Raw genomic sequence first — 22,872 nt, 5'->3', positions numbered from 1 at the left:
GCCGGTGCTGTCGCAAGTGCCAGGGCCGGCGGGGACCCATGCGGATGACTCGCTGCGATCTGTGACGGCGGGGCAGTTCCACTGTGCAGTGCCTGCGGTTTCGGCATAGCACTGACGCGGCCGCTTCAACTCATTTCTCAGCAATACCTTTGGTGCCGGACTGTGCGATGTCCGGCGCCTTTTTTACGTGGTCGAACGCCCGGTCGCCGCAAGGCGTGTGAATGCCGCGGCGGACTGTTCAAACCGGCGGCGAATTTTTATTTCACTATTGTTGCGTAGTAGATAGTATGCTAGCAGACGATATGCTGCATTATACAATAGGCGATGCGGCATGTGTGTGGGGATACGCAGGGTCTGAAGAGGAAGGTATCGACGAAACGATCTGAAATATCGCTTTGATCGCGACAGCGTTGCTCTTGGCAATTGATCGGCGCGATGAAGCAGCAGTGCGGCGAGTTGCTTTAATTGGCCCGCCATGACTGCCGATTTTATAAGTACTGCAAAAAGTAATCAGAAAAAATTCTGAGAGGATGGGAGGGCAGAAATGTCTAAGTGCAAGGTTTTACATAAATTGCATCGTGCCGCGTTGGCATGTTTTCTCACTACGGTCAGTGGGACTGCCTATGCGCAGGCTTCCACGGATACGGCGGCGCAGCCCGCCGATCAGCAGGCCACGCAGAGCGGCGGTGCAATCCAGGATATCATCGTGACGGCGCAGCGTCGTTCCGAGCGTCTGCAGGATGTTCCGATCGCTGTGACCGCTATCACAGGTGAGGCGCTGAGCGAAAAGCAGGTCATCACGACGCAGGACCTGCAATTGAGCATTCCCTCGCTGAACTACGGCAACCAGTCCGGCTTCGCGACCCCATATCTGCGCGGCATCGGTAGTGACATCGCCTCGATCAACTCCGATCCCAGCGTCGCGACCTATATCGACGGCGTCTATCTTGCGAACAACGCCAGTACAGTGGTTTCGCTGCTGGGTGTGGAGCGCATCGAAGTTCTGCTTGGCCCGCAAGGCACGCTGTACGGCAAGAACGCGCTGGGCGGCGCAATTAACGTGGTAACCCGCACGCCGACGTCAGAGCTGGAGGGGCAGGTTCAGCTGACCGCCGGCAATTATGACCGGTTGGAGGGCAATGCCTATGTCTCCGGGCCCATCACCGATAATCTGTATGCCGGTGTTTACGCAGTCGGCCAGCGGCGCGATCATTATTATGATTTCCTGATCCCTGAAGATCAGCGGCAGTTGAACGGCACGCCGGAGGACGAATGGCTGTGGGGTGTACGCGGCAAGCTGGTGCTGGATCTGGACACGGTGAGGCTGGAAGCTTCGCTGGAACATTCCGAGCTGGCGCAGGCCGATGGCAACGTGTTCCGCAACATCCAGGACCCTGTGACGCTGCAGCCCAATTTCGATCCGGATGACAAGTTCTTCGATTCCTCAGACGGCAGGGGAGCCGCGCGGCCCAAGGCAACGCTTGGTATCCTGCGTGCTGACGTGGATCTGGACTTCGCCCGCTTCGTCAGCATCAGCAGCTATCGCCGTGTGGATTTCCAGGGCGGTACGGATATCGATGGTGGCCCGGTGCCGATCTTCAGCGTGTTCGCTGACAGCCAGACGGACGATTACTCGCAGGAATTCCAGCTGCAATCGCCCAGCAGCAGCGACATCACCTGGACCGTGGGCGTTTACGGCTTCTACGAAGATGGAGCGTTTGACCCCACCGGCCTTGCCGTGTTCGGCACACCCATCCTGAGCTATACCGATATCAAGACCACGTCCTGGGCCGTGTTCGGTCAGGCTACGGTTCCGATCACCGATGCCCTGAACCTGACGGTTGGTGCGCGTTACAGCAAGGACAAGAAGGAATTCTCTGCCTACGATGCCACCCGCATGATTGCGAATGGCGAACTGACAGGGCCGATCACCGTCATTGCGCAATATCCGGATTCGGAGGAAAGCTGGGACGCTTTCACGCCGAAGGTAACGCTGGATTACGATCTTGGATCGACGCTGCTGTATGCCACCTATTCCAAGGGGTATAAGCCCGGCGTTTACAACGCGGCAGGGCCAAGCAATCCCGGCCCGATCGATCCGGAAAAGCTGACGTCTTACGAAGTGGGCAGCAAGTCAGACTTCCTGAATGGCGACCTGCGAGTGAACACCAGCTTCTTCTACTATGACTTCACCGATATCCAGGTGCAGTCGCTGGCTCCTGGGCAGGGTGGCGCCACGATCCTTCAGAACGGTGCTTCGGCAACGTCCTATGGTGCAGAAGTCAGCGCGATTGCGCAGGTAACGCCTGCGTTCAGCGTGAATGCCAATGTGGCCTATCTGCATACCGAGTTCGATTCCTTCCCGGCTTTCGCTGCGAATATCATCGGGGAGCCTACCGCTGGCCCGCCGCCCGCGGTGAACCGTCCGGTCAACCTCGATGTAACCGGCAATGAACTGGCTCGCTCGCCTGAGTTCGTCGTTTCTGCCGGGGCGCAGTATGTGGCCGAACTGTCTGTTGATCATACGCTGCGGTTCAACGCAGACTGGTATTATAACGATGGCTTCTTCTGGGATCCCTCAAACCAGACGCGGCAGGAAAGCTACAACCTGGTGAACTTCGCCGTTACCTATGTAAATGAACCGGGCGACTGGTCCGTTCGGGCATGGATGAAGAACGCGTTTGACGAGTACTACTTCAACACGATCACCACGACATCGCTTGCGGTATCGGCCAATGAAGCAGCACCGCAAACCTTCGGCGTGACAGTGACGAAGAATTTCTAAATTCTCGTCTTTTGCCAATGATTGAAGGAGCGCGCCCGGCCATTGTCGGGAGCGCTTTTTCTTTGGATCGCGCGATGCACTCATTCGTCCCGTTGGCACGCGCAATTGCCTGCCAACGGGGCAATAATCCTTGCGCAAGCATATTCGTACGCTTGCAAACTAATTGGTTCTTGGGCTATGCTTCGCTCAAGAAAATAACTGGTGAGATGCATGACGATTGATGTGATCGTGGTAGGTGCGGGCAGCAATTCGCTTGCGACCGCGTGCTACCTTGCAAAGGCGGGCATGTCCGTCGTTGCGCTGGAGCGGAACGCGGTGGCGGGCGGCGGTGTAGTCTCTGTCGAGATCGCGCCAGGCTTCGTCCATGATACCCACGCGATGGGTTACATGACCTGTCTTGCCAACCCCATCGTGCGGCATGACGAGCTGGAGCTGGAGAAACGTTTCGGCCTGCGCTGGGCCTATACCCGCGCGCCCTTCGCCTCCATCTTCGATGATGGCACGGGACTCATCTCGTATCGCGATATCGACAAGACGATCGATGCCATTCGACAGTTCAGCGAACGCGATGCCATTGCCTATGCGCAGCTGGTGGAAGAAGCGTTTGAGTTGCTGCCGGTACTCACCACCGCATTCTACGCCCCGCCAATGCCGGCGGCAGGATTCAACAAGCTGCTCGCATCCAGCGAAAAGGGCAGGGGCATCGCTGCGGCCATGGGCGGCAGCGTGCTGGACTTCCTGAACGCTCGCTTTGAATCGCCGCAGGTGAAAATTCACTTCGCCAAATGGGCGGGTGAGATGATGACCGGGCCGGATACTCCCGGCACCGGCCTTGCCATGTATATGTTGCTGGGCCTGTCCCACACGTTCGAGATGGGCACGGTGGTGGGCGGCTCCAAAAACCTGACGAAGGCTCTGGTGGATTGCCTCTATCACCACGGCGGCCAGCTTGAGCTGAACCGCACGGTGGACAAGCTGATCGTAGAGGGCGGGCGCTGTGTCGGCGTGCGCCTGGAAGATGGCGAGGAGATGCGCGCAAGCAAGGCAGTGGTGGCCAATATCCACCCGTGGGACCTGGGTGATATGGTGCCCGAAGTGCCTACCGATGTGGCGGCGCGCGCGAAGGCGGTAAAGCTGAGCGAATTCGGCGCCCTCAATCAGCAGATCGCCCTGACCGAGGCACCGAAATGGAAGCAGGGTGACGAATTTGCCGAGCCTACGCTGGTGGAATGCCTTTCGGCGGACTGGGAATCCTTCATCAAGCCGTTTGAAGATTTCCGTAACAATTTGATGCCGCTGGATCATCTGGGGCCGCTGGTGAACGTGCAAAGCAACATTGATCCCAGCCGCGCACCGGCGGGCCAGGCCGCGATGTATCTTTACCAGTTTGCGCCATTCGAAGTGCAGGGTGGCTGGGACGCGATGAAGCAGGAAGCGGCCGATGCGGTGTTCGACTGGTTCGCATCCTTCACCACCAATATCGATCAATCCAGCATCACCGCGCGCCTTATCGAATCTCCGGCGGATCACGATCGGCACAGCCGCATCATGCGCAAGGGAGACATCATGGGCATCGCGATGACATCCGATCAATTGCTGGGCGCGCGGCCCACGCCGGAACTTTCGAACTACCGCGTGCCGGGTGTGGACGGACTGTATCTGGCGGGCTGCACCATGCATCCGGGCGGCACGGTGACGCTGGGCGGCCGCGCAACCGCGATCCGCATGTTCGATGATTTCGATATCCCGTTGTCCGTGGGCTTTTCCCATTGGTGACGACTATGCAATTCCTGAAAGAGACACGATCATGACCTTGCAATTGCCGCTCTCCGAAGAGCAGACGATGCTGCATGAAATGCTGAGCCGGTTCGTTTCGGAACGCTGCGATATAGAGGCGCGGGCGGCCAATTTGCACGCCAACCCGCCCCGGCGCATGGCACTGTGGGAAGAGCTCTGCGAGTTGGGCGTGCCATCCGCGCTGCTCTCTCCAGAGGCGGGCGGCTTTGGTGGCGCGCCAGAAGACCTAGCCGTGGTGCAATATGCACTGGCACCCGGCCTGCTGGTGGAACCGATCTTGGTGAGCGTCGGCCTGTGCGGACGTATGCTGGATGCCGCGGGGCGCTCGGTAGAGGCAGTGGCTGCGGGTGAAGTGGTTTATGCATTTGCCCATCAGGAAGGCTTCGATCCCTTCAACGCGCCGCAGATGAAGGCGGATGCAGACGGTGATGTTTTTGTCCTCAACGGGCTGAAGCCTGCGGTGCGCCATGCCGATGTTGCCGATCGTCTGATTGTGTCGGCGAATGGGCCGGATGGAACCATTCTGTTTGACTTGGCGAAAGATGCGGCAGGCCTGACTGTCACCCCCTCCCGGCAGATTGACGCCGCAGGCTCTGCAGATCTGCACTTCGAGGGAGTGCGGGTGGCAAAGAAAGATCACCTCGATTGTGACGCGGAGGCGGTGATTGAAGATGCGCTGCTCCACGGCCTTGTCGCAATTGCCGCAGAGGCAGCCTCGCTGGCGCGTGCGACGAACCGCGATACGTTCGAGTATCTAGGCTTGCGCGAACAGTTCGGCACGAAGTTGGCCCAGTTCCAGGCGCTGCAGCACATGGCCGCCGACATGGCCATCGCGGCGGAGGAAGTGGCGGCGCAGGCCCACACCGCGGTTGTCGCGCTGGGTCGCAAGGCATCAGCAGAACGTAATCGCGCCATCCTCGTCGCCAGCCTTGCCTGCGATGCGGGTGGCCGGGCGGTCGGCCACGCGGCGGTGCAATTGTTCGGCGGCATGGGGGTGAGCGATGAGACGCCCGTCAGCCATTATGCACGCCGTTTTGCCGCGATGAGGGCACAATTCGGAACAACGGATGCGCGCGCCGCGCGCCTCGCACAGATTGAGGGTTTTGGTCATGAGTGATGACAGCATCGCCGAATTTCGCGCAGAAGTACGCAACTTCATCGCGCAGTCGCTGCCCGATGACATTCGCGAAAAAGTGCGCCGGTATCGCGACCTTGAGAAAAGCGATTACGTGCGCTGGCAGAAGATCCTGCAGGATCGTGGCTGGTTCCTCGGTTCATGGTCGAAAGACTGGGGCGGGGAGGGGTGGGACCCCGTGCAGCAGCTGGCATTCCTGCAGGAGAGCGGTGAGGCAGGCGCGCCGATGGTCATCCCGTATGGCGTGTCCATGATCGGTCCGGTGCTGAACAAGTTCGGCACCGATGCGCAGAAGGAACGGCATCTGCCCGGCATCATCTCTTCCGATGTATGGTGGTGCCAGGGCTATTCCGAACCGGGCGCCGGATCGGACCTTGCCAGCCTGAAGACGATGGCGGTGCGCGAGGGCGATCATTACCGCGTCAACGGATCGAAGATGTGGACGACAGAGGCGCATTGGGCGGACTGGATGCATTGCCTTGTCCGCACCGATTCCTCTGGCCGAAAACAGGACGGGATCAGCTTCCTGCTGATCGACATGGAAACGCCCGGTATCACCATCCGCCCGATCGTGACGATCGATGGCCAGCATCACACGAACCAGGTGTTTTTCGATGACGTGATGGTCCCGGCAGAGAACCTCGTCGGAGAAGAAGGTGCCGGTTGGTCAATCGCCAAGTTCCTGCTGTCACACGAACGCCTTTCCATCTCCGACACCGGGCCAAAGCTGCGCCTGATGGGCCGCCTGCGCGCCATGAACGCGAAGGTGCAGAAGGATCCCTCAGTGAGCGCGGGACTGAAAGCTATTCTGGCGCAGCGCATGGTGGATGCCAGCGTGCAGATCGAGACGCTGCGCGCGCTGGAACATTACTTCGTGGAAGGATGGGCCAAGGGCCGTCCGGCAGGGGCGGATGCATCCATCCTGAAGGTGCGCGGCACGGAAATCCTCCAGGCGCTGAGCGAATTGGCCGTCGATCTGCAAGGCCCCTACGCCGCCACGCATGATCCTGTTGACCTGCACGCGGATGTGACGGGTGAGGGTGAGGATAGCGCGGCCGAGATGGCCAGCGCCATGGCGCATCAATATCTTTACGGTCGGTGCTGGACGATCTTTGGCGGCACGAACGAGATTCAGCGCAACATCATCGCCAAGGTGGCCTTCGCCTCGGCAGGCTGAGGGAGGGGGCGCTGCGAAAGCGGCGCCGTTTCAGCGCGTCATGCGGAAGAACAGCTTGTCCAGCGCGCTGTCGGACATCCAGCTGGCAAGACGCACAAGCAGCTTTGCGTCCGCACCCACCAGGTAGCGGGTGCGTGGCTTTTTCGCATCGAGCACCTCGATCACGCGGTCCACGCACTGGTCTGCGGTAATCGCCGTCTTCGCGCTCTGCTCAAACAGTTTCAGATAGCTTTGATAAAGCGGCAGGTAGTGCTCTCTCTCGTCCTCGCTCAGATCTACGATCTTGTTGAGGATCTCGGCGGTCTGATTGGTGAACATCTTCGTCTTGATCACGCCCGGCTCCACAACCGAGATGCGGATGCCGGACGATTCCGTTTCGCGCCGAAGGGAGTCCACGATGGCTTCGAGCGCGTGCTTTGATGCCGCATAGTTCGAGACGAGCGGCCCGGACAGCCGGCCCCAAAGCGAACTCAGCAGGATCAGCCGCTTGTCACCGCCCTGCCGCATGCGTGCGAAGGACGCCTGCGACACGCGCAACGCGCCCAGCGTGTTGACGTTGTGCACATGGGCGTAATCATCTGGCGAAGTGAATTCCACCGTGCCCAGCGGCGCCATCGCGGCGCAGTGCACAACGGCATCCAGCGCAGCATCGCCGATGCGATGATCCAGCGTGGCAAAGCCTTGCTCAACGGACTTGGTGTCAGACACATCCATGGCGATGGCCGTGATGCGATCACTCTCCAGCTCGGCAATCTGCGCGGTGGAGCGCGCGCAGGCGAACACCCTGTCACCGCGCGCGGCCAGGCGTACCGCCAGCGCGCGGCCTACACCGCCTGCAGCACCGGTTACGAGGATCGATCTCATGTCTGGCATCACTATCAGAAGGCGACCTGATCGGCACCCTTGGTGGCCATCATCTCGCGCGCTTCCTGCGGCGTTGCGATCTCCAGGCTCAACTCCTCCAGAATGCGGCGGATTTTCGCCACCTGCTCCGCATTGGAAGCAGCCAGCTTGCCCTTTCCTGCGTAAAGGCTGTCCTCCAGGCCCACGCGGACAGACCCGCCCAGCAGGGCCGACAGCGTTACCATGGACATCTGGTGGCGGCCTGCCGCCAGGGCGGAGAAGTGGTAATCATTGCCGAACAGACGATCTGCCGTGGACTTCATGTGCATCAGGTTTTCCGGCTCTGCACCGATGCCGCCCAAGATGCCGAACACGCCCTGGATGAAGAAGGGCGGCTCTATGATCTTGCGGTCTGCGAAATGGGCAAGATTGTAGAGATGGGCGATATCATAACATTCGAATTCGAACCGCGTGCCTTGCGCGCTTAGTTCTGAAATGCCGCGCTCGATCTGGGCGAAGGTGTTGGACAGGATGAAGTCCTTCGTCATGTCCAGATAGGGTTTTTCCCAGTCATGCTGCCACTGGTCTATCTTCGCGCCCGCGGCGGAGATGTTGAAGTTGACGGACCCCATGTTCATCGAAGCGATTTCAGGCTGCGCCCATTTCGCGGCTGCCAACCTGTCATCCAGAGACATGCCGAGGCCGCCGCCGGTGGTGATGTTGATGATTGCATCGGTCGACTGTTTGATGCGCGGCAGGAATTGCTTGAAGAGTTCCGGGTTCTGATCCGGCTGACCCGTTTCCGGGTTGCGGGCATGCAGGTGCAGCATGGCGGCCCCGGCCTCTGCCGCAGCGATGGCCTGTTCCGCGATCTGATCCGGCGTGATCGGCAGCGCATCGGACATGGATGGCGTGTGGATGGAGCCTGTCACCGCGCAGGTGATGATGACCTTGTTGGATTGCTTCATGTTTCTCTCCTCAATTCGATGTTCAGGGGGCCGCTTCCAGCGCGGCACGATGTTCGGGGGCGGCAATCGCGATCAGCGCCTTGCGTCTTGCTGGCGTGTCGAGCCCGCGCAGATCGGCCAGGCCGTGCTCCGTCACCACGACATCCACATCGCTGCGACCAAGGGAGGCGACGCCCGACGAAAGGCGCGGCACGATACGCGAGGCATCTTTTACGGAGGCGGGAAGGGCGATGATGCTGCATCCCCCTTCGCTGAGCGCCGCGGAGCGGGCGAAATCGGGCGCGCCGCCGGGTCCGCTGATGGCGCGGCCGCCTGCGTGTTCAAGATCGCACTGCCCGTTAAGGTCCACTTCCAGTGCGGAGTTGATTGCCACCAGTCGCTCATACCCGCCCAGAATGCGGGCGCTGTGAATTTCATCGCAGCCAGCGATGCGGATTTCTGGCTGCTCCTGCGCCCATTCGTAAAACCCGTCAGACCCCAGCAGAGCCGTGGTGCTATGCGTTGCGCCGGGCAGAAGCGCGCCAGCATTCTGCAATTGCATGATCCCATCCGACAACATGCCGGAATGAAAGGTGAGGTCGCGCAATGTGGAGAGGCCCTGGGTCAGCGCATTGGGTATTTTGCCCAGGCCAAGCTGGATGGTGGGGCGGGGCGGGATGATGTCCAGCACCAGGTTTGCAATCCGGCGGGCCACATCATCCGGCTCCACTGCGTAATTGGGCAGCGCCGTGTCTGCCTCCACCACCTCGTTCAGATCGCTGGCCCAAAGGGTGGGCGTGCCTGGCAGGCGGGGTGTGCGATTGTTGAGCACGCCGATCACGCGGTTTGCATTGCGCGCGGCCAGCAGCGCAAATTCGACCATCGGGCCAAGCGAGCACCGCCCGTCTGCATCGGGAGGGGATAGCTGCACCACGGCTGTATCAATCGGGAAACTATCGCGCAGCAGGCGCGTGAATTGGCCATAGCTGATCGGCAAACGCTTAAATTGCTGCGGCCGCGCGCGCATGACTTGGGGATGTGCGAAGAGGGCGGAAACCTGCGTTTTGTCCGCCATCACATCGGGATCGATGCGATTGATACCGGGCACGAAGCTGGTAATCAGGTGAACCCCTGCGGAAAGGGCATTGTCCACCAAACAGGTCGGTTCGCCGGCGGCACCCACCATAAACACGCGCTCGCCTTCGCGGAACATCAGCCTCTCCAATCGGGTCAGTGCATAGTGCAACTGGAAACTTGTACGCTAGCAAAAAATATGCTTAGTGCCAAATAACAAGGCGGGCCGAGAACCGAGCCGGCGTTACACACCGAGAGAGGACTGATGAGCAATTATCCCATCCCGGATTCGGCGACACTTGTACGCATGTACGAGAAGATGGAACTGATCCGCCTGAATGACGAACGAGCCCACAAGGTCGTGAAGACCGGTCGGATCGTGATGCCCTATTATAGTCCGCGCGGGCAGGAGGTGATCCCCTCTGCGATCTCCGTCAATCTGACGGAGGAGGACTACATTTGCACCATCTATCGCGGCACGCATGACATGCTGGCCAAGGGTGTGCCGCCCAAGCTTTTGTGGGCGGAACTCGCTGGCCGTGTAACCGGCACGTGCAAGGGAAAGGGCGGGCCGATGCATATCACCCACCCGGAAACAGGCGTGATGGTTACCACCGGCGTGGTGGGCAGCAGCATGCCGATTGCCAATGGCCTTGCATGGGCTTCCCAATTGTCCGGGGATGACCGCGTTACCATCGCCAATTTCGGTGATGGCGCGGCCAATATCGGCGCATTCCATGAATCGCTGAACCTGGCGGCATTGTGGAAATTGCCCGTGGTGTTCGTGTGTCAGAACAACCGCTATGCCGAACATACCACCTTTGCCAACAGCACGGCGGTGGATCGCATCGGGGACCGCGCGGCAAGCTATGCCATGCCTGGCATCACCGTTGACGGTAACGATCCCGAAGCCATGTACGGCGCGGCCAAGATCGCCATCGATCGCGCCAAGGCGGGTGAGGGGCCGACGCTGATCGAGGCGATGACCTACCGCTTCAACGGCCACCTTCTGGGTGATGACGGCCATTACATGGACAAGGAAGAGCGGCAGAAGGCCATTGATGCCGATCCGGTCGCTCGCCTGCGTGCCCGCCTGATTTCCGATGGCGTGCTGAGTGAAGCGGACGCCGACAAGATCAGCGCCGACATCACTGCGCAGCTGGACGAGGCGATTGCTTTCGCGCTCGATTCCGATTTCCCGACGCTGGACGAACTCCGGCGCGATGTCTTTGCCACCGAACTGGCGTGAGGGTCCGATGACTGAGAAGATGACGATTGCGCAGGCTCTGAACCTGGCGCTGGACGATGCAATGGCGGAGGACCCCAAGGTCGTGATGCTGGGTGAAGACCTGGCCGACAATGAAGAGGGCGGCGTGATGGGCGTCACCAAGGGGCTGTCCACCAAATATGGAAAACGCGTGCGCTCCACCCCGATCTCCGAGCAGGCGATCATGGGCGCAGCGATCGGTGCCTCGCTGGTGGGTTACAAACCCGTGGCAGAGATCATGCTGATGAACTTCACCACCGTGGCGATGGACATGATCGTGAATCACGCGGCAAAGCTGCGCTTCATGTCAGGCGGGCAGACGCATGTGCCCATCGTGATCCGCACGATGACGGGCGCGGGCTTTTCCGTTGGCGGCCAGCACAGCGATTATCTGGAGGCCTGGTTCGCCCACACCGCCGGCATCAAGGTGGTGGCACCGGCCAATGCGGCAGAGGCTTACGGCCTGCTCCTTTCCTCCATCGACGATCCCGATCCCGTGCTGTTTATCGAAAACATGCCGAGTTACTGGACGCCGGGCCCTGCCCCGACCCGTGGGGAGCGTATCCCTCTGGGCAAGGCCCGGATCGCGCGGGAGGGCAAGGACCTCACCATCGTCAGCTATTCCCGCATGGCAAACGAGGCCCTGGCCGCTGCGGAAGCCTTGGCAGAGGACGGGGTGGACACGGAGGTGATCGACCTGCGCACCATTGCGCCCTGGGATCAGGACACGGTGATCGCCTCTGTGAAGAAAACCGGCCGACTGCTCACCGTGCATGAGGCGACGAAGCCCTTCGGCGTTGGCAGCGAGATTGCCGCCGTCGTGAACGAAGCGCTTTTTGGTGATCTGAAGGCGCCTGTAAAACGGCTCGGCGGGGCGTTTTGCGCCGTGCCATTTTCAAAACCGCTGGAAGATGCCTTTGCGCCCAATGCGCAGGGCATCGCGGCGGAAGTACGATCGATGCTGTCGCTCGATCCGGTGGACTAAGGAGACAAGTCGATGGCTTATGAAATTCTGTTACCCAAGATCGGTTTTTCCATGAACGAGGCGGTTTTTGCCGAATGGCTTTGTGCCGATGGCGCCACCGTGAAAGAGGGCGAGCCGCTTTATTCGATCGAGAGCGACAAATCGACGCAGGAAGTAGAAAGCCCCGCATCGGGCACGCTGCACATCAAGGCAGAGCCCGGCGAAACCTATCAGGTCGGTGATGTGCTGGGCACTATCGACTGATTGATCAATCGGCGGCGGGCCGGGGCACGGCAACTTCTATCCACCCTTCCACGATGCGGGTGGGATAGACCGCCAGGCGATCCACGGCCGGGCCCGTCAAGGCTCGGCCGTTGCTCGTATCGAAACGCGCGCCGTGCTTTCGGCAGATGATTTCGCACCCCATCTGCCGTCCGCCCTCCAGCGGAAAATCCAGATGGGTGCAGCGATTGCGCACCGCGTGAAATTCGCGGTTCACCCGCAGGATCAGCACGGAAATGTCCCCCACATCGAAGGCGCGATGGCTGCCATTGGGTATCTCGCCTGTTTCGCAGACGCGCACGTAATCGGTCATCTCAACTTCTCGAATAGCTGGGCGGAAAGCGTCCAGGGATCGGATCGCCTTTCCAGCACGGCCTGCCATGCCTCTGGCGTCGCATCCCCTGCAACCAGCCTCTTCGTCAAGCTGCGAACCTCCACATCGGCCAGCGCCGTCAGGTGTGCGGCCACCTGCCGCCGCCGCGTTACGGAAACGCGATCCTGCGTGGAATTGTGATAGAAGCGCTGCACCAGCGTATCGGTAAGCTTGTCGATGCCGATATCTTCCGATGCCTCTGTCAGCAGAACCGGAACATCCCAGCCATCGGCGCGCATGGGGCGATCATGCAGGCTTTCGCGCAGGAAGCGCGCCATCTTGTCCGATCCTGATGTCGATTTCTTGTTGACCACGATCAGGTCGGCAATTTCCAGAACGCCGGCCTTGATCGCCTGAACACCGTCCCCGCCCAATGCCGTCTGCAGCAGGATCACCGCTTCGCTATGGCCGACGATATCGGTCTCGCTCTGGCCCACGCCGACTGTCTCGATAATGATGATGTCAAAGCCCATAGCATCGAAAACAGTGATCGCGTCGCCCGTGGCAGCGGAGAGGCCGCCCAGCGCGCCGCGCGTTGCCATTGATCGCACCAGCACGCCTTCATCATCGCAATGGCGCATCATGCGCACCCTGTCTCCCAATACGGCGCCACTGGAAATGGGGCTGCTGGGATCGACGGCGATGATGGCAACGGTCTGGCCAAGCTTGCGGAAGCGCGTGATCAGCGCATCTGCCACCGTGCTTTTCCCAGCGCCCGGCGGGCCGGTGATGCCGATGGTGCGGGCATGCCCGCCATGCCGGTAAAGGATGCCAAGGTCTTCCACCGCCTGCGGATCCCGGCGCTCTGCCTGGGAGATCAGCCTGCCGGCTGCCCTGCGATCACCTGCGAGAATACTGTCTGCCAGCTCGCCCATGCCGGGCTACTGGCTCCTGCCCATGGATCGCACGAATTCCACGATTTCTTCGGTGGTGGACCCAGCGCCAAAAATGCCGCGCACGCCCATTTCGCGCAGTTCAGCATGATCATCCGGGTGGATGATGCCGCCCAGCATGATGGGGATATCCTGCGCGCCGATACGCTTCATCTCTTCCACCAATTGGCGGGTGTAGGTGACATATGCGGCGGAAGAAAAACTCAGGCCAACAAGGTCTGCATCCTCGTCCACCGCGGCGCTGGCCATGCCTTTCACGCTGTTGTGTTCGCCCAGATAGATCACCTCGATCCCGGCATCGCGCAGCAATTGCGCAATGGTTCGGATGCCCTTGGAATGGACATCGGTGCCCAGCATCCCCAGCAGGCAGCGAACGGGCTGGCCCCCGCCGGATTGGATTTCTGTTTCAGTCTGCATAATCGAGTGGTGCTTCCAGTGTATCGTATGGATCGTAGGAGAGGCCATGGGCGACCCGGATGGAGCCCCAGACTTCGCCAACACTGGCATCGGCCACAAAGGCATCAATCATCGGGCCGATCGGATTGCCGCCCGATTTGGCGACGCTGTGAACGGTGCGCAGCGCATCGCGCCAACGATCCTGATCGCGTGATCCCTTCAGCGCGATAAAGCGGCGGATGTGATTTTCGGTGTTCGTCCTGTCGAAAGTGAAGCGCTGCGGGGCAGGCTCCTCCTCCGGCATGAAGCGGTTGCCGCCCACCACGATCCGCTCTCCGTCATCCAATTCTCGCTGAATTTTCAGATTGTGATCGTCCATCATCTGTTCGATCGTGCCGTCAGAAATTGCCTTCAGCAGCCCGATCTTCTCGATCTGGTCCAGCATGGCCTTGGCCTCTGTTTCCACCGCATCGGTCAACGCCTCGACATACCAGCTGCCGCCCAGCGGATCGGCCACGCGGGCCGCGCCCACTTCATTGGCAAGGATCTGCTGCTGACGAATGGCAAGGTCGCGCGCCTCGTGCGTTGGCACGCCCACCGGTTCGTCAAACGTGCACACTTCCAATGACTGGACCCCGCCGCACAGGGCGGCAAAACCTTCTATCGCCGTGCGGGTGAGGTTGTTCAGCGGCTGCTTGTACACCAGCGATTTGCCGGAGGTGTGGCACGCCACGCGGAGCCGCATCGATCGCACGTCCTGGGCACCGAAGCGGTCTTTCATGGTGGTCGCCCAGAAACGCCTGAGCGCACGGAATTTCGCCACCTCTTCGAAGAAATCGATGTCTGATGTGGAGACCCACGCCAGCGATGGCGCGATCTGATCAACATGCAGGCCGCGTTCCACCAGGTCTTCCAGCGTCTTGTTTATGAACGCCATGCCCAGCGCAATTTCGCCCGCAGGCGTCAGGCCGCGTTCGCGCAAGTCGTAGGCCTGCGGCATGCCCAGCGCCCAGCGCGGGCTGTTTTGCACGCTGTATTCAATCTCATCCACGGTGGTCTTGTGGCCCAGCACCGTGGGCACCAGCCGTTCGCCCCAGCCAGAAAGGGTTTCCTGCAGCATATCGGGCATGCTGGAGCCCTGAAGAGTTTCAAGCGGTTGCCCGCGCTTTACATGGACTGCCGCCACCATCGGATATGCCATCGCGGCCCAGTGCCAGGCGGTGTCAATCTTGCTGAGGTCCACCCCGTCCAGCAGCCGATCAATGTCATTCGCCGTCGGCAGAGAGCATCCTTCCAAGCCAACTTCCGGGCCGAAGGATGGGTGATCGGGATCGATGCTTTGCGTGGTGAGCGGATCAACCACGATGTTGATGCCCGTGCCGCCGGACGCCAGCACCTTTTCCAGCCCGTCGCGCGTATCTTCCGGCGCGCCGTAGCCAACGATGTTGCGCAGGGTCCACATCCGGCTGCGATACATCTTGGGGTAGGCGCCGCGAGTGAAGGGGAAGGTGCCCGGATCGCCCAGCTTCTCCGCATAGTCGGCATCGCTGGTATCGGCGGGGCCATAGCTGTTCTCGGTCTCGATACCGCCCCAGCTTTTGGTGCGCGATAGCTTGACCTCCAGCTCCTCAAGATTGCCGAAGATGTTCTCGGATTGGTCGGTCATGAAATCCTCAACGCTCGCCCGAAAGGCGCTTTTTCATCGCGCTCATCATCTCGCGCAGTTCCTTGCCGCCGATCAGGGCGCTCACCGCCAGACGCTCCACATTGCGCGCCTGCGCCTTGTCGAGATCGGCGGACAGTTCGATGGCCAGCTTGCCCGCGGCAAAGGCTTCGGGCGGGATGGCGGCCATGGCATCGCAGAAGCTATCCACCTCTGCGGTGAAATTTTCGGGATCGTAGATGTCGTGCACAATGCCGATGGTGCGCGCCAGCTCTGCATCCACCTGCTTGTTGGCCAGGTTCAACCAGCGCGCCCAGTGCGGCCCGGCAAGGCGTACAAGGCGGCTTGTGCCGCCAGATCCCGGAATGCCGCCAAAGGCGATTTCAGGCAGGCCATAGCGGGCATCGCGCGATGCGAGGCGAAAGTCCGCGCACAGTGAAAGCTCAAGCGCACCGCCAAGGCATGGGCCCTGGTGCGCGACGACGATAGGCTTGCCGATGGCTTCCCATTCATCGCCCAGCGCGTGCAGGCTGCCGGTGCCCGCGCGATACCACTGCCGGAATTTGGAAGGGTCGGTAAGGTCTGCCGCGGGCGCCAGTTCGCTGGTAAGATCGATGCCGGAGGAGAAATATTTGCCTTCCGCCTTCACCAGCAGGACCTGGACAGAATCGTCCGATGCCAATTGCCGCGTGGCCGCCCACAGGCCTTCCCAGATCTCGAGATCGAAGGCATTGAGCTTCTCCGGCCGGTTGATCGTGGCAATCAGGATGGCGTCCCGCTGCTCTATTTCGAATTTGCCTTGAGCCATCCCTCTTCCCTTTTTCGTTCGCAGGCGTACTATAACTGCTTATACGCTTCCGGCAACCCCGGTTGTGGTTGATTACGCAAGACATGCAAAGGGAAGCAGGATGACGAAGAAGACAGTTGGCGCCACCTTGATCGCAGGGGGGGCAGGGGGCATTGGCCGCGAAATTTGCAAGGTGCTGGCGGCAGAGGGGCGGCCCGTAGCCTTCACCTATCGGTCCAAGGGGGATGTTGCCCAGGCGCTGAAAGAAGAGCTTGAGGGGCTGGGCGTCAGCGCCAGCTGCCATCAGATGGATCACTCAGACGCCGATGCCGTGAAGGATTTTGTCGATACGGCGGCAGCAACGCACGGCGGGATCGATTCGCTGGTTTATGCCGCGGGGCCGCATCTGCCCCTGAAATTTATCAGCGCCATCACGCCGCAGGAGTGGAAATCGGTATTTGATGCCGATGTGAACGGGGCCTTCAACCTCGTGTGGGCCACGCTGCCGCACTTGCGTGACAAGGGCGGCTCCATGGTCGCAGTGATCACTGCGGCTGTTGAGCGCGTGCCATCGCGCGATATCTGTTCCGCAGCACCGAAGGCGGCGATCGAGATGCTGTTCAGAGGCGTTGCGCTGGAAGAAGGGCGCTTTGGCATTCGCGCCAATTGCGTTGGTCCCGGCTTTATTGACGCAGGGCTGGGGGCAGAGTTGCTGGGCAAGCCGGGCCTGGAGAAATTCGTCGACGGCCTGCGTAATGGCCTGCCGCTGAAACGCTTTGGCGAGGCGGAGGATATTGCGAATGCCATATCCTTCCTGCTGTCGGACAAGGCGCGTTATGTGACCGGCCAATCCCTCGCCGTGGATGGCGGGATGCAGCTTTAAGACTTGAGAATCAAACGGCCTGCGCGTCATGAAAACGCGCAGGCCGTTGAGTTTCAGATGAAGGCGCGGCGCACAGCGTGCAACCGCAGCCCGGTTATTCCTTCTCCAGCAGAATGTCTTCCGACGTGCCGCTGTCAGCGCCATCGGATGACAGGGCAGCGCGCAGATTATCCTTCATGGATTGCATCACGTCTTCCGCGATGTGAATATTGTCCAGCGTGATGCCGCGCATGATAACACTGTTCAGCTTCCGCCCGACTTCAGCCATGCGCTCAATCACCTCATCACCAAGTTCGGTGATGAAGATGCGCTTGATCCGGCGATCATGCTCATCGGCCTGGCGCACGACATGGCCGCTGTCTTCCAGGCGATCAATCAAACCGCCGACAGTCACCTTGCCGACATCCAGCAGGCGAGCCAGATCGCTCTGGATCATGCCTTCCTGTTCGTGACGGGAAAGGTTGGCCAGCGCCCACCACTGCGCCCTAGTAATACCAAGTTGTTTCACTTCCTGATCGAACAGAGTTCGTCGCATGCGGGAAACATCATGGACCAGAAAGCCAATGCGAAGATTAGGAGCAGTGGCGCGAACGCGTTTCGAGGCAGATTTCTCGGTTTCAGTAGCAGTCATATCAATTCCGATCAGTGGGAATTACACCCAATAGCGAATGATAACTATGCATACAATGCGTTCGCGCCAATATCTCCTGTTACCAGAAGCGGGGGAAGAAGCCTCCCCGCTTGGACATCAGTTCCTTGTACTCCGGGCGATCGCCCATGAACTTGTCCTGGAAGGCCGTGCCAAGGATCTTGGTCAACATCAGCGTGTTGAAGGCAGGGCCGGCCACGGTCCACCACAGATCGGGATGATATGCATAGCACGTCAGCCACAGGCCCCACCAAACGGTGGTGTTGCCGAAATAGTTGGGGTGGCGCGTCAAGGCCCATACGCCGGTTTCCAGATAGCGCTTGCCCGTTCCGGCATTGGTGCCGACATCGGCGGGCGTGCCGGAGATGATCCAGCGTCCTTCGGAATCGAAGCGACCCTTGTTGATCTTGTCAGCCTTGAACGCCTGCAACTGGCCATCGGCAAGCCATTCGTAATACAGGCCGATGCCGAAGATCGCCATGCCCACGAAGCCCAGGATCGGCATGGTTTTCGACTGATCGGGATCGGTGGTGATGCCATAGATCGTGGGCAGCGAGATCACCATGATCACGATGGTCTGCGGGTGCATCACCAGAAGAAAGCTCTTCCACCAATAGCCCGGCTGAAGCTGCTTGTAGAAACCTGCATAGCGCGCATCGCCAGTGCCAATGGCACGATAGCCAACCCAGCGTCTGGACAGGTAATAGCCCAACCTTGCGCCATGCAGTGACGACATGATCAACAGCAACGCCGCAATTGCCGAAGTCGGCTGCGCCGCCAGATAGGCGATCCAGCCGACCGAGGCATAGCCCCAGCCATAATAGCCATCCATCATGGAATGGTTCTTCTGGAACAGCCCGATCACCCAGATTATGGTGACGACTGTGAAGACGTAGAGGCTGCAAAAAATGAATACGGCGGTGGGGAAGCTTACATCCCACCCCCAGCTGCTCAATATCTCGACCATAGCTTGTTCCTAGTCAGACGATACACACTTGGGCGGATCAGTTGGCTTCGGCCTGACGATAGTCTGGCATCCAGCGCATCTGCGGCAGGGTGACCGGCAGGATACCGGGCTTGGCATTGGCCACAACCGGCAATGCCTGCAGGCAGGGCGCGATGGTTGCGTGATAGCCGGGTTCGGAATTCATATCCCCGATCGGGATGAAGCGAGAGCGTGTTTCCAGCGAGGCCTTGATATCGACTGTCGTCTTGATCGACGGACGGCCTTCGATGTCGATAACCCAGTACTGATCAGGCTCCGTGCCTTCGGGCAGCATGTCGGCGCCGGAATGCCAGTTCACCTCAACCTCGAAGAACGGTTCGGTCGCATCGCCGACATAGCCCTTGCAACGGTGCGTTACGCGGCCCACCGTTCCGGCGGGGATGTTCATGCTTTCCTGCACGATTTCCTTGTCGGTGGTGATGTAATCATTGGTGTTCTCCACCCGCGAATATTCCACGCCAAGGGAGTGGCCGACACCGCGGCATACCTGGGTAAGGAAGTTGTCCGCGATGATTGCCGCCACAGGCATCGCGCGTGCCTCTTCCGGGGTCTTGGCAAAGCCGCACAGGGCCATGGTTTCTGGCGGGGTGAACTGGAAATCCCAGTTTTCCTGCAGTTTGATGCGGGTTATGTCGTTGCAGAACCCTGTCAGCCCGGCCAGCACGCGATCGCTGATCACATCGGGATCGACGCCGGTCGCATGGAAAACGGAGCCGCCTTCCTCGCATGCTGCCTCCAGCTGTTTGACGAAATCCTCGTCACGGGTGAGGCGCACATGCTGATAGGGCAGCACGGTGATGATGTTGCGGCCCGAACGCAGCAGCCACAGCAATTCTTCATCATTGTTGTAATTGCCAAGATCGCGCGGAGTGAAGATGATGGCATCGCACTCGATGGCGGCAACCGCTTCCTTATCGTCAGAGGCGGTGACGCCCATGGGATCGATACCGATCAGCGTTCCTGCATCCGTGCCGGATTTTTCAGGATTGAAGCAGCGAACACCGACCAGTTCGATATCCTCGCGCTGCGCGATTTCATAGATGCAGGCAGTGCCCAAACCACCCGGACCCCAAACAACTACCTTATATGGATCGCGCATATTCATTCCTCTCAACCAGATCGATTTTTGATCGGGCCAACAGCTTGACCCCTCGAATCTTCAGTACAATGCTAACACAAGGTATGCAAGTGTACTATTAGTTTAAAGATGTAAAACGGGCGGCGTTGCAGCGTCCCGGTGTGCGGGCTGCAAGAAGGGCTGGGCTTAAAAAACCCGTGTAATCAGAATGGTTTAACGCGGTTCGGCGCGAGATAGTCTCGCAGCCCCATAGCTGCGATCCGCGTTTCGCTAGCTGAAATCGGGCCGTCGTTTTTCCAGGAAAGCGGTGACGCCTTCTGCGAAATCGGGATGGCCAACGGCCTCGACAATGCCCTGCGTTTCAGCCGCCAGATGCGCTTGGAGATTGTCTGCGGAAGAAGAATAGATCAGCCGCTTTGCCGTGCGCATGGCCAGTTGCGGCGCCCCGGCCAATTCCCCTGCAAGGCGGAAGACAGTTTCGTCCAGCGCATCGGCGGCAACCAGTTCCGTCACCAGGCCCAGCTCCTTCGCGCGGTCCGCTTTCACCAGCTGGCCGCCAAGGATCAGCTGCGCCGCAGTGCGCTCCCCCACGATGCGCGGCAGGAAATAGCTCACGCCGCCATCGGGGCTAAGCCCGGCGCGGCGATGGGCGAACATGAATGTCGCGCTGTCGTCTGCTATCACCCAGTCCGAAGTGAGTGCGAACATCAGCCCGGCGCCGGCAACCACGCCGCGACACCGCGCGATGACGGGCCTGTCCAGCGCCACCAGCGCCATGATCAGATCGGACACATTGTCCAGCCGCTGTTTGAAGCTGCGCTGCAACGCCTCCGGTCCGTCCGCCAGCTCTTGCGAATAGGCGCGCAGGTCTCCGCCCGTGCAGAAGTGCTTGCCAACGCCCTGCAGGACGACGCAGCGCACTTCCGGGGACTGCCCAGCAGAGCGGATCATGCGCACCACGTCCGGCACGGTATTCGCAGGTATCGAATTGCCGTGATCGGGGCGATTAAGCGAGATGGTGAGAACGCCATTGACCAGCTCGGTCAGCGTTCCCTCTGCTGGTTGCACGGTCATAAGCGTCTCAGAACGGATCCCAGGTGAACACGTCGGACGAACGATCAAGCGGGTAGAAACTGGGTCGCATCGCCGGGATTGCATGGCTTACCACGCTCTCCGGCGTCCATCCATCGCTCGTCTGCGCGGTGCGGATGGGGCGGTTGAGGCTAAACAGCATCACCTCGTTCATGCGCGAGGCGAAGACCTGGCCGGTGACGTCCTTCGCATCGTCCAGCATAAGGCCCACGGCCAGCGGTGCGATCTTGTCCGGCGTCATGCGCTTGGCGATTTCCAGGCGTTCGCGGTTGCGTTCGTCATTCGCGGGAATGGTGCCCACCATGCGGGTGAAGGCGAACGGCGCGATGCAGTTGGAACGCACGTTGAAACGCTGCATATCAAGCGCGATGCTTTTCGACAGGCCCACGACGCCCATCTTTGCGGCGGAATAGTTGGCCTGCGCCAGATTGCCGATCAGGCCGCTGGTGGAGGTAAGATGCACGAAGCAGCCGCTTTCCTGCGCCTTGAAATGCGGGGCAGCCGCGCGGGACATGAAGAACGGGCCGTCCAGGTTGACCTGGCATACAATGTCCCAGTCTTCCTTCGACATCTTGTGAAAGATCACATCGCGCAAGACGCCGGCATTGTTGACGACACAATCGAGACGGCCGAATTCATCGATGGCGGACTGCACGATTTCATGCGCGCTGTCCCACTCGGCCACGGATTGCGTGTTCGCAATGGCACTGCCGCCGTCGGCCTTGATCTCGTCGGCCACGCGCTGCGCGGGTCCGGCATCGGCGCCTTCGCCCGTGGGGCTGCCGCCAAGATCGTTCACCACCACGTGTGCCCCGCGCGATGCGGCCAGCTTGGCGATGCCTTCACCCACGCCCCCACCGGCACCGGTGACGATGACGACTCTACCTTCCAACGACTTATCCATTGCTTTTCCTCTATATTCTAATTGTTGAGCACTGCGGTGCCGCGGTCGAGGACAACGAGGTCCCGCTCCATGGCACGTGCTGAGAAGCGGTAATCCGCGCCATCCCGAAAGATGGAAATCTGCAGGGTTTCACCGGGGTAGACCGGCTTGCTGAAGCGCAGTGAAAGCGCCTTCAGGCGATCGGGGTCGCCGTCGGCCACGGCATCGATAATGGCGCGTGTGGCGATGCCCATGCTGCACAATCCGTGCAGGATCGGGCGATCGAAACCGGCCTTCCTGGCGGCTTCCGGATCGGCGTGAATGGGATTGCGATCGCCGGACAGGCGATAGATCAGCGCAGACTGCGGCAGCGTGGAGATCTCCACCGTCATATCCGGATCACGGTCCGGCAACGGCTGGGGAGGGGTGGGCACGGTGCCGTAATCGCCGCATCCGCCATCGCCGCGCAGCATGTAAACGCTGGTGACTTCGGAAAGCAGGGCGTCGCTCTCATCATCGTAAAGCCGTTTGGTGACGTGCATCACGGCGCCCTTCGGCCCCTTGTCCTCCACCGCCACAACATCATACTCGCCGCGCACCACGCCTTCGGCGGGCAGGGGGCTGTGAAGCGTAAAGGCCTGTTCGCCATGCAACACCTTGACCCAGTCAATCTCAAGATTGGGGGTGTTGATCCAGAAACCAGGATGGGCGAGCACGACGCAGATCGAGGGAACCGATTTCAGCCCCTGCTCATACACGAACTGCACCTGCCGGGGATCGGTAGGATCGTCGCCATATCCCAGGCCCAGCGCGTACAGCATGCTGTCCTTCGCGTCATACCGGTGGACGATTGGTTTCAGACGAAAATCTTTAAGTTCAGCCAGATTCACCAGAACCC

Annotated in this window: 22 protein-coding genes; 8 read left to right on the top strand and 14 right to left on the bottom strand. The window is 60.2% G+C overall.

All coding sequences use genetic code 11. The features are described 5' to 3' along the window. Positions 1 to 586: 586 nt before the first annotated feature. The 4 genes from GRF63_RS15470 (at position 587) to GRF63_RS15455 (ending at position 6,894) form a co-directional block, all read left to right on the top strand. Complete coding sequence (locus tag GRF63_RS15470) at positions 587 to 2,785, top strand: TonB-dependent receptor (protein WP_160486979.1); 2,199 nt, start codon at positions 587 to 589, stop codon at positions 2,783 to 2,785. A gap of 210 nt (positions 2,786 to 2,995) precedes the next feature. Then, positions 2,996 to 4,561 carry a phytoene desaturase family protein gene (locus GRF63_RS15465; RefSeq protein ID WP_160486978.1) on the top strand — a complete coding sequence of 522 codons (1,566 nt, stop codon included), beginning with the start codon at positions 2,996 to 2,998 and terminating at the stop codon, positions 4,559 to 4,561. A 31-nt stretch (positions 4,562 to 4,592) separates the two neighbouring features. Then, complete coding sequence (locus GRF63_RS15460; RefSeq protein ID WP_160486977.1) at positions 4,593 to 5,699, top strand: acyl-CoA dehydrogenase family protein; 1,107 nt, start codon at positions 4,593 to 4,595, stop codon at positions 5,697 to 5,699. Beyond that, a complete protein-coding gene (locus GRF63_RS15455) occupies positions 5,692 to 6,894 on the top strand; it encodes an acyl-CoA dehydrogenase family protein (RefSeq protein WP_160486976.1) in 1,203 nt (400 codons plus the stop codon). Before GRF63_RS15460 ends, GRF63_RS15455 begins: the two co-directional genes overlap by 8 nt. A gap of 30 nt (positions 6,895 to 6,924) precedes the next feature. Here GRF63_RS15455 and GRF63_RS15450 read toward each other — a convergent pair whose 3' ends face one another. From GRF63_RS15450 to GRF63_RS15440, 3 genes are read right to left on the bottom strand one after another with little or no spacing between them, the layout of a single operon-like run. After that, entirely contained in the window at positions 6,925 to 7,758 is an 834-nt protein-coding gene (locus tag GRF63_RS15450) for an SDR family NAD(P)-dependent oxidoreductase (protein WP_160486975.1), read from the bottom strand. A 14-nt stretch (positions 7,759 to 7,772) separates the two neighbouring features. Further along, entirely contained in the window at positions 7,773 to 8,705 is a 933-nt protein-coding gene (gene kce / locus GRF63_RS15445) for a 3,5-dioxohexanoate:acetyl-CoA acetone transferase (protein ID WP_160486974.1), read from the bottom strand. 22 nt (positions 8,706 to 8,727) lie between these two features. Then, a complete protein-coding gene (locus GRF63_RS15440; RefSeq protein ID WP_160486973.1) occupies positions 8,728 to 9,897 on the bottom strand; it encodes an acetyl-CoA hydrolase/transferase family protein in 1,170 nt (389 codons plus the stop codon). Positions 9,898 to 10,023: 126 nt separating this feature from the next. Here GRF63_RS15440 and GRF63_RS15435 point away from each other — a divergent pair, with 126 nt between their 5' ends. The 3 genes from GRF63_RS15435 to GRF63_RS15425 are packed head-to-tail and all read left to right on the top strand — an operon-like array spanning position 10,024 to position 12,253. Next, positions 10,024 to 11,007: a thiamine pyrophosphate-dependent dehydrogenase E1 component subunit alpha gene (locus GRF63_RS15435; protein ID WP_160486972.1), complete on the top strand. Its 984-nt coding sequence runs from the start codon at positions 10,024 to 10,026 to the stop codon at positions 11,005 to 11,007. Positions 11,008 to 11,014: 7 nt separating this feature from the next. Next, entirely contained in the window at positions 11,015 to 12,010 is a 996-nt protein-coding gene (locus tag GRF63_RS15430; RefSeq protein ID WP_160486971.1) for an alpha-ketoacid dehydrogenase subunit beta, read from the top strand. 12 nt (positions 12,011 to 12,022) lie between these two features. Further along, positions 12,023 to 12,253, top strand: a complete 231-nt coding sequence (locus tag GRF63_RS15425; protein WP_160486970.1) for a biotin/lipoyl-containing protein — start codon at positions 12,023 to 12,025, stop codon at positions 12,251 to 12,253. Positions 12,254 to 12,257: 4 nt separating this feature from the next. On the opposite strand, the gene GRF63_RS15420 is transcribed toward GRF63_RS15425, so the two are convergent. The 5 genes from GRF63_RS15420 to GRF63_RS15400 are packed head-to-tail and all read right to left on the bottom strand — an operon-like array spanning position 12,258 to position 16,404. Then, a complete protein-coding gene (locus GRF63_RS15420) occupies positions 12,258 to 12,584 on the bottom strand; it encodes a Rieske (2Fe-2S) protein (protein ID WP_160486969.1) in 327 nt (108 codons plus the stop codon). Further along, positions 12,581 to 13,519: a methylmalonyl Co-A mutase-associated GTPase MeaB gene (meaB, locus tag GRF63_RS15415; protein WP_160486968.1), complete on the bottom strand. Its 939-nt coding sequence runs from the start codon at positions 13,517 to 13,519 to the stop codon at positions 12,581 to 12,583. The genes GRF63_RS15420 and meaB overlap by 4 nt, the downstream gene beginning before the upstream one ends. Before the next feature lie 6 nt (positions 13,520 to 13,525). Further along, entirely contained in the window at positions 13,526 to 13,954 is a 429-nt protein-coding gene (locus tag GRF63_RS15410) for a cobalamin B12-binding domain-containing protein (protein WP_160486967.1), read from the bottom strand. Continuing rightward, entirely contained in the window at positions 13,944 to 15,599 is a 1,656-nt protein-coding gene (locus tag GRF63_RS15405) for a methylmalonyl-CoA mutase family protein (protein ID WP_160486966.1), read from the bottom strand. The genes GRF63_RS15410 and GRF63_RS15405 overlap by 11 nt, the downstream gene beginning before the upstream one ends. Positions 15,600 to 15,606: 7 nt before the next feature. Further along, entirely contained in the window at positions 15,607 to 16,404 is a 798-nt protein-coding gene (locus GRF63_RS15400) for an enoyl-CoA hydratase/isomerase family protein (RefSeq protein WP_160486965.1), read from the bottom strand. A 100-nt stretch (positions 16,405 to 16,504) separates the two neighbouring features. On the opposite strand from GRF63_RS15400, the gene GRF63_RS15395 reads away from it, so the two are divergent. Next, complete coding sequence (locus GRF63_RS15395) at positions 16,505 to 17,266, top strand: SDR family NAD(P)-dependent oxidoreductase (RefSeq protein ID WP_160486964.1); 762 nt, start codon at positions 16,505 to 16,507, stop codon at positions 17,264 to 17,266. Between the two features lie 94 nt (positions 17,267 to 17,360). Here GRF63_RS15395 and GRF63_RS15390 read toward each other — a convergent pair whose 3' ends face one another. The 6 genes from GRF63_RS15390 to GRF63_RS15365 all read right to left on the bottom strand — a co-directional run bounded on the left by GRF63_RS15390 (position 17,361) and on the right by GRF63_RS15365 (position 22,864). Next, positions 17,361 to 17,801 carry a MarR family winged helix-turn-helix transcriptional regulator gene (locus tag GRF63_RS15390; RefSeq protein WP_202131786.1) on the bottom strand — a complete coding sequence of 147 codons (441 nt, stop codon included), beginning with the start codon at positions 17,799 to 17,801 and terminating at the stop codon, positions 17,361 to 17,363. Positions 17,802 to 17,976: 175 nt separating this feature from the next. Continuing rightward, entirely contained in the window at positions 17,977 to 18,882 is a 906-nt protein-coding gene (locus GRF63_RS15385; protein WP_160486962.1) for a DUF1295 domain-containing protein, read from the bottom strand. A gap of 37 nt (positions 18,883 to 18,919) precedes the next feature. After that, positions 18,920 to 20,020 (bottom strand): NAD(P)H-dependent amine dehydrogenase family protein, encoded by a 1,101-nt coding sequence (locus tag GRF63_RS15380; protein ID WP_160486961.1) that lies wholly within the window; start codon positions 20,018 to 20,020, stop codon positions 18,920 to 18,922. A 249-nt stretch (positions 20,021 to 20,269) separates the two neighbouring features. Continuing rightward, positions 20,270 to 21,073 (bottom strand): enoyl-CoA hydratase/isomerase family protein, encoded by an 804-nt coding sequence (locus tag GRF63_RS15375; protein ID WP_160486960.1) that lies wholly within the window; start codon positions 21,071 to 21,073, stop codon positions 20,270 to 20,272. Positions 21,074 to 21,080: 7 nt separating this feature from the next. Further along, positions 21,081 to 21,995: an SDR family NAD(P)-dependent oxidoreductase gene (locus GRF63_RS15370; protein WP_160486959.1), complete on the bottom strand. Its 915-nt coding sequence runs from the start codon at positions 21,993 to 21,995 to the stop codon at positions 21,081 to 21,083. A gap of 17 nt (positions 21,996 to 22,012) precedes the next feature. Further along, positions 22,013 to 22,864 (bottom strand): MaoC/PaaZ C-terminal domain-containing protein, encoded by an 852-nt coding sequence (locus GRF63_RS15365; protein ID WP_202131785.1) that lies wholly within the window; start codon positions 22,862 to 22,864, stop codon positions 22,013 to 22,015. Positions 22,865 to 22,872 lie beyond the last annotated feature (8 nt).

The organism is Aurantiacibacter rhizosphaerae, from assembly GCF_009807005.1.
Lineage (GTDB): Bacteria > Pseudomonadota > Alphaproteobacteria > Sphingomonadales > Sphingomonadaceae > Alteraurantiacibacter > Alteraurantiacibacter rhizosphaerae.
Note: the sequence above shows the minus strand (reverse complement) of the source record. Positions and strands in the feature narration are given on the sequence as shown.

What these genes read in the sequence shown, in the direction of transcription:
- GRF63_RS15465 (WP_160486978.1), top strand. Translation starts at nt 2,996, where the DNA reads ATGACGATTGATGTGATCGTGGTAGGTGCGGGCAGCAATTCGCTTGCG.
- GRF63_RS15460 (WP_160486977.1), top strand. Translation starts at nt 4,593, where the DNA reads ATGACCTTGCAATTGCCGCTCTCCGAAGAGCAGACGATGCTGCATGAA.
- GRF63_RS15455 (WP_160486976.1), top strand. Translation starts at nt 5,692, where the DNA reads ATGAGTGATGACAGCATCGCCGAATTTCGCGCAGAAGTACGCAACTTC.
- GRF63_RS15450 (WP_160486975.1), bottom strand. Translation starts at nt 7,758, where the DNA reads ATGAGATCGATCCTCGTAACCGGTGCTGCAGGCGGTGTAGGCCGCGCG.
- kce (WP_160486974.1), bottom strand. Translation starts at nt 8,705, where the DNA reads ATGAAGCAATCCAACAAGGTCATCATCACCTGCGCGGTGACAGGCTCC.
- GRF63_RS15440 (WP_160486973.1), bottom strand. Translation starts at nt 9,897, where the DNA reads ATGTTCCGCGAAGGCGAGCGCGTGTTTATGGTGGGTGCCGCCGGCGAA.
- GRF63_RS15435 (WP_160486972.1), top strand. Translation starts at nt 10,024, where the DNA reads ATGAGCAATTATCCCATCCCGGATTCGGCGACACTTGTACGCATGTAC.
- GRF63_RS15430 (WP_160486971.1), top strand. Translation starts at nt 11,015, where the DNA reads ATGACTGAGAAGATGACGATTGCGCAGGCTCTGAACCTGGCGCTGGAC.
- GRF63_RS15425 (WP_160486970.1), top strand. Translation starts at nt 12,023, where the DNA reads ATGGCTTATGAAATTCTGTTACCCAAGATCGGTTTTTCCATGAACGAG.
- GRF63_RS15420 (WP_160486969.1), bottom strand. Translation starts at nt 12,584, where the DNA reads ATGACCGATTACGTGCGCGTCTGCGAAACAGGCGAGATACCCAATGGC.
- meaB (WP_160486968.1), bottom strand. Translation starts at nt 13,519, where the DNA reads ATGGGCGAGCTGGCAGACAGTATTCTCGCAGGTGATCGCAGGGCAGCC.
- GRF63_RS15410 (WP_160486967.1), bottom strand. Translation starts at nt 13,954, where the DNA reads ATGCAGACTGAAACAGAAATCCAATCCGGCGGGGGCCAGCCCGTTCGC.
- GRF63_RS15405 (WP_160486966.1), bottom strand. Translation starts at nt 15,599, where the DNA reads ATGACCGACCAATCCGAGAACATCTTCGGCAATCTTGAGGAGCTGGAG.
- GRF63_RS15400 (WP_160486965.1), bottom strand. Translation starts at nt 16,404, where the DNA reads ATGGCTCAAGGCAAATTCGAAATAGAGCAGCGGGACGCCATCCTGATT.
- GRF63_RS15395 (WP_160486964.1), top strand. Translation starts at nt 16,505, where the DNA reads ATGACGAAGAAGACAGTTGGCGCCACCTTGATCGCAGGGGGGGCAGGG.
- GRF63_RS15390 (WP_202131786.1), bottom strand. Translation starts at nt 17,801, where the DNA reads ATGCGACGAACTCTGTTCGATCAGGAAGTGAAACAACTTGGTATTACT.
- GRF63_RS15385 (WP_160486962.1), bottom strand. Translation starts at nt 18,882, where the DNA reads ATGGTCGAGATATTGAGCAGCTGGGGGTGGGATGTAAGCTTCCCCACC.
- GRF63_RS15380 (WP_160486961.1), bottom strand. Translation starts at nt 20,020, where the DNA reads ATGCGCGATCCATATAAGGTAGTTGTTTGGGGTCCGGGTGGTTTGGGC.
- GRF63_RS15375 (WP_160486960.1), bottom strand. Translation starts at nt 21,073, where the DNA reads ATGACCGTGCAACCAGCAGAGGGAACGCTGACCGAGCTGGTCAATGGC.
- GRF63_RS15370 (WP_160486959.1), bottom strand. Translation starts at nt 21,995, where the DNA reads ATGGATAAGTCGTTGGAAGGTAGAGTCGTCATCGTCACCGGTGCCGGT.